A 9,092-nucleotide genomic window follows, 5' to 3' on the forward strand; every position below is an offset into this window, starting at 1 on the left:
TCGTTAACCCTTATATCTCTAGCAGGCCATCTTTTTGGAAGCCAAAATATCTTCCGCGCTAACACGCTCCTTGAGCGCTATGCTTACCTCGATATCTCCAAACTCGCTCATGAGAACTACATAGAGCCGCTGGATATCTATCGTGGATATAAGGACTTTTTGACCTATGATAAGCGTCGGCGGCGTAATGGCCAGACTTGAGTAAGACTCGCCAAATTTAACCGTCGCCAACCCGGTAATCATGTTCCCCAATTCGCTAATCGCACTTTGCGCAAGCTCGTCGAGCAAGGGTACGTTGCGCCCGATCATCGCGGAGGCGATCCTCTTCGCGGCCTTGGTTGAAATACCGTATATTACCTGGCCGTGGATTTCGCCGGTTATACCGAGAAGCACGCTGACTTCCTGGGAAGTTAACGATGACTTCTGAACGGAAATCGGTCCTTTTTGCAGTTTGGCACCCGTTTCGGTCTCGAAGACTTCGCAAGCGGCTTCGAGAAACGGGTTTACAAATTCAGCTTTGAGCATCTCTACCGTCCCTTCCATCTACAATGTCGTCTAGATCCCGGCTGAGCGCTATGCCAGAATCTTTTCTATCTCTTCAGCGATGTTATAAGCCGAATAAATCAGGTTGTCTATCTCCGGCTCGTCTAACTTCAAAATCTCAAGTGCTTCCTTTTTAAGCGGATAGAGCATGCCATCGTTTCCTATTCCAAGACCCAAGCTGAGGCAGATGAAATCCGCCACATGGACGATTGCCGTAAGCTCGGGCTCTTTCTTGGCCCTTTCCGGTCGGTGGTGACAACGGATGGCCTCTACTACCGTGTCGTTGAAATTCCACTTCTCGGCAACTTTGGAGCCGATATCCTGATGGTCGAAGCCGAGCACACGTTTTTCGGCTTCGGCAAAAGAGAGTCCCTGGCTGCCGGCAAGCTCTATTATCTCGTCTATTTCGTCCCTTACATACTCGTTAAGGATGACTTTGCCGACGTCATGAAGCAAGCCGGCGACAAATGCCTCTTCGACGGCCGGATATTTTATCTGAGTCGCAAGTAGGCGCGAGGCAAGCGCGCAACCAACGGAGTGCTTCCACATATCGCCTTTTTCAAGCCCGTATCCGCGGACTTCGTTGTCGTAGAATTTCTGGAGGGTAAGCGCCAAAACAACGCTCTTGAGCGTCTCGTAGCCAAGAATGACTATAGCCTCGCTCACAGTCGTGACTTTGCGGGCAAACCCGTAGTAAGCCGAGTTAGCCATGCGCAGCACGCGCGCGGTAAACGCGGGGTCGTACGATATAACGCGACTGATATCAACCGCCGACGCCCGAGGATCATTGGTTAGCTTGAGCGCGCGATTTGCGATTGCTGAGAACGGTGGTAAGTCCCTTATTTCTTTTAAGATTTTTTGTGCGACTTCCTGCCCCATCATATCCTCCATTTAACGCCGATATCTAGAGCTGTGCTACCTTTCGATTGTCGGCTTCGCGCTCGGCTTTCAATATGCCGCCAAGCTAATCCAACGACGGTATATTGCCTGCCAATAAAGTAACGAGACCATCATTTCGCAGAGCGGGCCCGAGACTCATACACATACAATCGGCCAGGTGGACAAAGACCGTTAGGTCTGATCCGTCACTAGCTTTTTCCGGCTCGTGATGCCACCTTACGGCTTCGACTACGGCATCGTCAAAGTGCCATTTCTCCGCTAAGAGGGCTCCGGCTTCCGCGTGGTCTATCCCAAGCAAAGCTTTCTCCGCCTCTGCCGGGGTTAGCCCATCTTCTGTAATAGTATCGACCAACATAAGTCTTTCTTCACACAAAAATTTATCGAGTACGATTTTGCCGATATCGTGCATCATGCCCGCCACAAATGCTTGCTCTAAATCGCTGAAATTCGTCTTCGTCGCTATCATCCAGGCCGAAAGTCCACAGTTTATGGAGTGCTCCCAGAGTTCTCCGGCGATTTGCCCATAGGACTTGAGTTCGCCGCTAATAAAGTCCTGCAAAGAGAAGGCGAGCATGACGCCTCGGAGCACGTCCTTGTCCTCGAGCGCCGCCGGCCCTTGGGAGATCGTTCCGGGACCAAACCCGAACGCCGCATATTTAGTCATCTGAAGTATCTGTCGAGCGAATCTCGCATCATACATGCCGAGGTCCTTCAAAGACTCCCCGCTCAACGCTTGCTCTCTCAGGCCGACCATAGCCCTATCGGCCACTAACGAAAACCGCGGCATCTCATCTATCGCTCTGCGTATATTCTCAGCTAACTCTCTTGACATGCAATCCTCCGTCATTAGGCAGCTTCTTATAGAAAAACGGGCGCGCAACCTGTAAACCCAAGCTCTTCGCATTCAGAATACTCTCAGCGCCTCCAACGAAAAGAACTCCCTGCTCGGTCAACGACTCTCTAAAATTCCGATATATCCGGTCCTTAGCATCGGAAGTGAAATAAATCACCACATTGCGGCAGAGTATTAGGTCGAAGTCATTCTCGTATTTGTCGTTTAGCAAGTCGTGCTTGTTGAAAACGACGCGTTGCTTTATCTCATCGCTCAAGTTTGCTTGACCACCGTCGCACTTGAAATATCTGCTTACAAGATGTTTCGGGACATTCCGTATGTCCCGGTCTTCATAACACCCGAGCCCGGCTTTTTGTAGGATTCTGTCGTCGAGGTCGGTGCCGATTACCGTGTGGCGCTTTCCCGGCGTCAGTTCTTCAAGGATGAGTGTGAGGGTGTAGGGCTCGGATCCGTTCGAACAACCGGCGCTCCAGATGCGCAACTCTTTCTTATGGCTTAGCAGCTCGGGAAGGATAACATCTTGAAGTTCTTTAAACTTCAGCTGGTCGCGATAGAACTCGGATACATTAATCGTCACCCAGTCAACAAACTCATTAAGCTTCCGCTTGTCGGACGCGAGCATATCCGCGAATTCCCTGTAATTTTGCATTCCGGCTTGGTCCATGACGAATGTGAGTCTTCGCTGTATTTGCCAAGGCTTATAATTGCTCAAATCGATACCGCTAAGACTCTTAATCTTGCTTACAAAGTACGAATACTCCGGACTGTCGTTAAACTCCACCGCGGCAACCTCTTTCCTAAAGCATCTTTACTATCTCATTCGCTATTCGCTCTATGGGTACGACACTATCGGCGTCGCCGTTTTCGATTACAGACCGCGACATGCCGTAAACGATACATGTCGATTCGTCTTCGGCGATGGTGCGTCCGCCCTTTTTTTTGATGAGCGCCATACCGTCCGCGCCATCGCGCCCCATGCCTGTAAGAATCACTCCTATTATATGTGAGCCATAGACCGCGGCGGCTGAACTCATCATGACATCGACCGAAGGCCTTACCGAGTTGACGGAAGGCCCGTGATTCAACTTCACGACCCGCCCCTGCTCTATAAGCATATGGTAGCCCCCGGGCGCTATCAGGGCGCGACCCGGCTCTAATCTATCACCATTACCGGCCTCATTCACATCGATCTCCGAGTCGGCTTCGAGCCTTTTCGAGATCGATTTTATGAACGGACCGGGCGGCATATGTTGGACTATCGCAATTGGCGCGGGAAAATTTTTCGGTAGTCGCGGCAAGACTTCCAAGAGAGCCCTGGGGCCGCCTGTTGAGGAACCGATGAGGACGAGTTTATTGCTGTGTCCGCCAGGCCGGACGAGATCACTCGTTCCGATTGTCCTTGGTTGCGCACTTTGCGCAAGCCTTAGACGCGCGCGCGACGCTATTTTGACTTTGGCGACGATTTCTTCCTTGATATTATAGAGCTTGGTATCCCCAAAACTCGTTGGTTTATGTATAAAATCTACCGCGCCCCTCATAAGGGCAGTCATGGCCGCTTCAGACCCGGCCTCAGTCAGTGTGCTTACCATAACGACCGGAGTCGGGTGCTCCTTCATTATTCGCACAAGCGCGGTCAGCCCATCCATATTGGGCATCTCTATGTCTAGCGTGACGACATCGGGCCTAAGCCTTGCGACCTTTTCGATCGCTTCCAGGCCGTTTTCGGCGGTATCGACAACGTTAATCTCAGAGTCGGAGTTTAACATTTCAACGAGACGTTTTCTTATAAAAAAAGAGTCGTCGACGACGAGAACTTTTACTTGGGGCAAATTTTCACTCTCCGAACTCAAAACTAACCGATTTGCTTCTTAACGGCCTCCAGAACCCTGTCGGGCTGGAAGGGCTTTAGCACATAATCCTTTGCTCCTGACTTGATGGCCTGGATAACCATACCTTGTTGCCCCATCGCGCTACAGACGATTACCTTAGCGCTATCATCCAGCTTCTTGATCTCCGTGATCGCCTCGATACCATCCATGACAGGCATAGTAATATCCATAATCACGAGATCGGGTTTGAGTTGCTGGTATTTCATGACCGCTTCCTCACCGTTGCCGGCCTCACCTGTAACGCTGTACCCGTTGTCTGTAAGAAGCTTGACGATCTTCATTCTCATGAAGGCGGCATCGTCAACGACCAAAACGTTCTTTCCCATTCTAATGCCTCCTAAATTACGGTCACGCTACGACCTATTGCTTTAACCATTAATTCACCACTTGCGACCGAGAACTCGACTGTCCTTCCGTAATCCTTGCCGGTGTCGGCGGCGACAAGTTTGAGCTTAAGCTCATTGAGAACCGCTGTAATAGCCTCGACATTTCGCTCACCGATTTCGAGCAAACTACTGCCGCCCGGCATCTTAAACATTCGAGCACCTCCGGCCATCTTGACGGTGATACGTCCGGGCTCCGCGCCATGCTCTATCATCGCCTCGAATAATCGGGGGACGCCCGTATCGGCAAATCTCGCGTTCAATAATTCATCCCTGCCGTTGTCGACGGGGAGCATAATATGCGCCATCCCGGCTACTTTCGCGACGTTATCGTATAGACAAACCGCTACGCACGAACCGAGTCCTCGCGTGATAATCGCACTGCCGCGATCTCCGGATACCTCGAATTCGCCGATTCCGATATTTATTAAACTCTCAGCCATTTACTACCTCGCCTCCATCGCCTGTAGAATTGAATGGAGCGTCGCCTCATCGGTAAAGAGCATCATATAGCCTTGGATCGTATCGCTTTCGTCGGCGATATTGGTCTCAATGTAAAGAATCTCATCCGGCGCTTCTTCAAGAATCAGCATCGCCGAGCTGACTATGGCTTCGACCATATCGTGGACTATCATCGGTGCCGACGGCTGTATTCTTAATCCGGTATAATCGGAGAGAGTACTTAGAAAATACGCGCTAACCAGGTTCCCGACCTCTCCGAGCACGGAGACGGCCATCTCACTGAGTTCCTCAGTATCCCCGGAGTCTTCCTGCAGAACCAGGTCGGCAAGTTTGAATGCGCTTCTTCCGGGAAACACAAGAAGGATGTTCCCGCGGGCTTCACCGAGGAGCAAGAGGCAGACGCTGACCGCCGGATTCTCGTTTCCTCCGGCTATCGCGGGCACATCTCCGAGCGGCACTACATCGATCTCGGGAGACTTCAAAAATATGGACTTGTCGGTCATCTCGCTAAGAGCTACAGCCGAGCTGTCGGCGCTTAGCTTAAGTATGCGTTCCAGTAATTCTCTTTGCTTTAGCGTGAGACTCCCTATCATCTTGGACACAATTATCTCTCCCTGTTAAACCTAATCGCAAAAAGCCGGCCCGCTATGCAATCTTCTTGCTCGTTGATTTCTTGCTTTTGGAGACCGGCTGCGCGTTTAGCTTCTTGCCCGCATTAAATTTGACAATCAAACTTACCGGGTCGATGACCAGAGCGACCCGACCATCTCCCAAGACCGTTGCTCCTGAAATCCCATCAACTAACCCCAGGTAGTCCCCGAGCGCTTTGATCATTATCTCCATCTTGCTCAGCAAACGATCTACGATGAGACCGATACGATTTTCCCCGTAGCCAACGACTACGACATGGAGTTCGTCTTCGCTGCCGCGATCGGCAACCGAGGTATGCTTGAAAAGCTCGCTCAACCTTAGCAGCGACAATACGCTGCCGCGAAGCAACATAGTCTCTTTTTTGTCGACCATCTTGATGTGGCCGTCCTCAAGTTTTAGAACCTCTTTTATCGTGTTAAGGGGAACGGCGTAGATCCTGTCGCCGACGACGACGGTCAATGCGTCGACTATCACGAGCGTAAGCGGCAACTTTATAACGAACTTCGTTCCGACACCGAGTTCGGATATGATCTCCACGGTACCGTTGATCTTCTTGATATTGTTTCGAACCACGTCCATGCCGACACCGCGACCCGATATCTCGGATACTTTATCGGCGGTACTAAATCCTGACAGAAATATCAGGTCGAGAATTTCACGGTCGCTCATTTGATCGCCGGCTTCCCGTGTCAAAAACCCTTTGCGTATAGCCTTATCTTTAATCTTTTGAACATCCATACCTCGACCATCGTCCGAAACCTCTACGACGATATGGTTCTCCTCATGACGCGCGCCCAAAAATACGCTTCCCTCGGGCGATTTACCGGCTTTTCTCCGTTCATCCGGTGTTTCGACGCCATGGTCGATTGCGTTCCTCAAAATATGTACGAGCGGATCCCCTATCTCTTCAAGAACAGACCGGTCTATCTCGGTCTCTTTGCCCTCTACGGCAAAATTGATGGTCTTGCCCGCGGTACGCGCCAAATCTCGCACCAGTCGCGGAAACTTGTTGAATACCTGCTCTATGGGGAGCATGCGCGCGCGCATGACTTCTTCTTGGAGTTCGTTCGTGATTTGCCCGACATGCGCTGTCACCTCGTTGAGCGTCGAGGTCAAATCTCCCACGTGATAACTATTGGCTAAATCGCTCCCGATTTGCTGGAGGCGGGTCTTGCCGATGACCAACTCACCGACGAGATTCATGAGATGGTCCAGACGCTCGACATCTACCCGTACCGTCTTGACGGCGGCGGCCGTGCGCATCTGCTGCAACTCCTGCGCGCTTTTGCCGCGAGCCTCGGGTCCCAGGTCCTGCATCCTCTTGTCCCCGGAAACAGCGGTCGCCTCTTCAACTTCTTGGGGTTCGTCTTCGTCATGATCCGATGAAATACTGTAAACCCCCACTGAATGCTCGGAAAGCTCGGATACGGCTTTGACGATGCTTTCGAGACGGCTTTGATCTTCGTCGGTCACTAGAAGCAGCACCAACTCGGAACCACATTCGCCGTTCTCTATCACATCCATGCCGGGGTTTGTCTTTATTATCTCCCCGACAGGCTGAAGCTCTTCGATCACTTGGTAGAACCTTACCGACGGCATCATGCAATCATCCGCGACTTTGATTCTGATTGAAAAAGCGGTTGAACCCTTGACCTCGGCCATATTGATAACGTCGTGCTCGTGGTCGTCTAAAACAATTGATACGGCGGCGACTATGTTCGCTTCGACAGGAGCCCCGGAAGCAAACCCGTCTATCTTTATAATAAGGGTCCCTATATCGATGTCGCTTGCCTTAAAGGTAATGCACTCTTCTTTCAATATCTTGAGGGCGTCCAGGCAATCTAGAAAAACATCGATGAGTTCGGTGGTCACACTCAACTCGTCTCTACGAAGTTTATCGAAGAGCGACTCGAGCGAGTGTGTCAGTTCGGCCATGCGCTCATGTCCCAGCATGCCGGATGAGCCTTTTAGAGTATGCGCCGCGCGAAAGATCTCCTGGATTATCTCCGGGTTCTGGCCTTCTTTCTCAAGACGAAGGACATTCTCGTCGAGCTGTTGCATCAGTTCATCCGCTTCCTGTAGAAACACGCTCAAGTCATCAGGTGTGGCGTCAAATACTAGGTCCATATCTACTCCCGCAGTTATAGTAAGCCGCTGCCGTTGAAATCTTTCCGTATAACCGGATATCAATAGCTTCCGAGCTTCTTCGGGTTAGGCGATTTCAGCCGTCCCCACCAAATTCGCGCCCATCTCGACGAGAAGGGTATCTAAATCCAATAGTATGACAAGCTTATCCTCGAGTTTGCCTATTCCCCTCAGGTACTGTGAGCCGACGCTGCCGACTATGCTCGACGGCGGCTCGATTGAATCTGTCGCTAAACGCAAGACCTCGCTTACCGCGTCGACGATCATACCGACGATATTGCCGAGAACATCGACGACGACGATTCGCGTCGCCTTTGTCTCTTCACCCATACCGATACTGAACCTCTCGCGCACATCGATAACGGGTATGACTTTGCCTCTGAGATTAATAACGCCTTTGACATACATCGGCGCTCGCGGCACCTCGGTTATCGGCTGGAGCCTGATTATCTCCTGCACCAGCGATATATCTATACCGAACGATTCATCGCCCACCTCAAAAACAACGAGTTGTTCTTGTTCTAACGTCTGCTCCTCGCTCACGGTGAACCCTCCCACTAATCCGCTTTAAGCTATCTTGAACTTTTCTACCAATCCACTTAACTCATCCGCCATATTCGAGACTTCGATGGCCGATGCCGCTATCTCTTCGACCGAAGCTGTCTGCTCCTGCGAGGATGCGGAGATAGCCGAAGCCGACGCGGCGGAATGGGCGGTCGATTGCGAAATCGTTTCCACTACTGTTTCGACTTGACCCGAAGATGCGGCGACCTCTTGTGTTATAGCTGAATTCTCTTCGGTGATCGTCGCTATTTGGTCCATCGCAGCCGCGATTTTCTCTGACGATGTCGATATCTGTTCGGCTGCTGTGGAAACCCCGGCGATTTCTGTAACAACTCTATTGATGGATACCATCATCTCTTCAATGGCTTCGCCGGCGTTGTGGGCGAGTTCGGTACCGGATGCGACCTCTTGCGTGCCCTGCTCCATGGCGGCTACCGCCTCGAGTGTTTCGTCTTGGATTCCCTTTATGAGTTTTGCGATCTCCCCGGTCGCTCTCGCTGAGCGCTCCGCCAGCTTTCGCACCTCATCGGCGACTACGGCAAAACCTTTGCCGTGCTCACCGGCGCGCGCGGCCTCGATGGCCGCGTTTAGCGCCAAGAGGTTGGTCTGCTCGGCGATGTCGTCGATTACTTCGATGATTTCGCCTATCTGCTTGGACTTCTCGCCCAGCATCTGAATCTTGTTGGCCGAGGAGAGGACGGT

At 51.6% G+C, this 9,092-nt stretch carries 10 protein-coding genes and 1 pseudogene; all 11 read right to left on the reverse strand.

All coding sequences use genetic code 11. The features are described from left to right. Positions 1–18: 18 nt before the first annotated feature. The gene (locus KGZ93_01965) at positions 19–543 is read right to left on the reverse strand and encodes a chemotaxis protein CheX (protein MBS3908395.1); all 525 of its coding nucleotides are present in this window, start codon (positions 541–543) and stop codon (positions 19–21) included. A gap of 30 nt (positions 544–573) precedes the next feature. Continuing rightward, entirely contained in the window at positions 574–1,425 is an 852-nt protein-coding gene (locus KGZ93_01970) for an HDOD domain-containing protein (protein ID MBS3908396.1), read from the reverse strand. Between the two features lie 82 nt (positions 1,426–1,507). Beyond that, positions 1,508–2,275 (reverse strand): HDOD domain-containing protein, encoded by a 768-nt coding sequence (locus KGZ93_01975; protein ID MBS3908397.1) that lies wholly within the window; start codon positions 2,273–2,275, stop codon positions 1,508–1,510. Continuing rightward, a pseudogene (locus KGZ93_01980) lies at positions 2,256–3,023 on the reverse strand (protein-glutamate O-methyltransferase CheR). Before KGZ93_01980 ends, KGZ93_01975 begins: the two are co-directional and overlap by 20 nt. 70 nt (positions 3,024–3,093) lie before the next feature. Further along, the gene (locus KGZ93_01985; GenBank protein MBS3908398.1) at positions 3,094–4,125 is read right to left on the reverse strand and encodes a chemotaxis response regulator protein-glutamate methylesterase; all 1,032 of its coding nucleotides are present in this window, start codon (positions 4,123–4,125) and stop codon (positions 3,094–3,096) included. 23 nt (positions 4,126–4,148) lie between these two features. Beyond that, on the reverse strand, positions 4,149–4,511 hold the full coding sequence (locus KGZ93_01990) for a response regulator (protein MBS3908399.1): 363 nt from the start codon (positions 4,509–4,511) through the stop codon (positions 4,149–4,151). A gap of 11 nt (positions 4,512–4,522) precedes the next feature. Continuing rightward, positions 4,523–5,011, reverse strand: coding sequence for a chemotaxis protein CheD (locus tag KGZ93_01995; GenBank protein ID MBS3908400.1), 489 nt, complete (start codon positions 5,009–5,011; stop codon positions 4,523–4,525). A gap of 3 nt (positions 5,012–5,014) precedes the next feature. Beyond that, positions 5,015–5,632 carry a chemotaxis protein CheC gene (locus KGZ93_02000; GenBank protein MBS3908401.1) on the reverse strand — a complete coding sequence of 206 codons (618 nt, stop codon included), beginning with the start codon at positions 5,630–5,632 and terminating at the stop codon, positions 5,015–5,017. Between the two features lie 43 nt (positions 5,633–5,675). Next, the gene (locus KGZ93_02005) at positions 5,676–7,808 is read right to left on the reverse strand and encodes a chemotaxis protein CheA (protein ID MBS3908402.1); all 2,133 of its coding nucleotides are present in this window, start codon (positions 7,806–7,808) and stop codon (positions 5,676–5,678) included. An 84-nt stretch (positions 7,809–7,892) separates the two neighbouring features. Beyond that, complete coding sequence (locus tag KGZ93_02010) at positions 7,893–8,369, reverse strand: chemotaxis protein CheW (protein ID MBS3908403.1); 477 nt, start codon at positions 8,367–8,369, stop codon at positions 7,893–7,895. A 24-nt stretch (positions 8,370–8,393) separates the two neighbouring features. Beyond that, positions 8,394–9,092: methyl-accepting chemotaxis protein (locus tag KGZ93_02015; protein MBS3908404.1), on the reverse strand; the 699-nt coding region annotated here is incomplete at its 5' end.

The sequence above is a fragment of the Actinomycetota bacterium genome (assembly GCA_018333515.1).
Classification (GTDB): Bacteria; Actinomycetota; Aquicultoria; order Aquicultorales; family Aquicultoraceae; genus Aquicultor.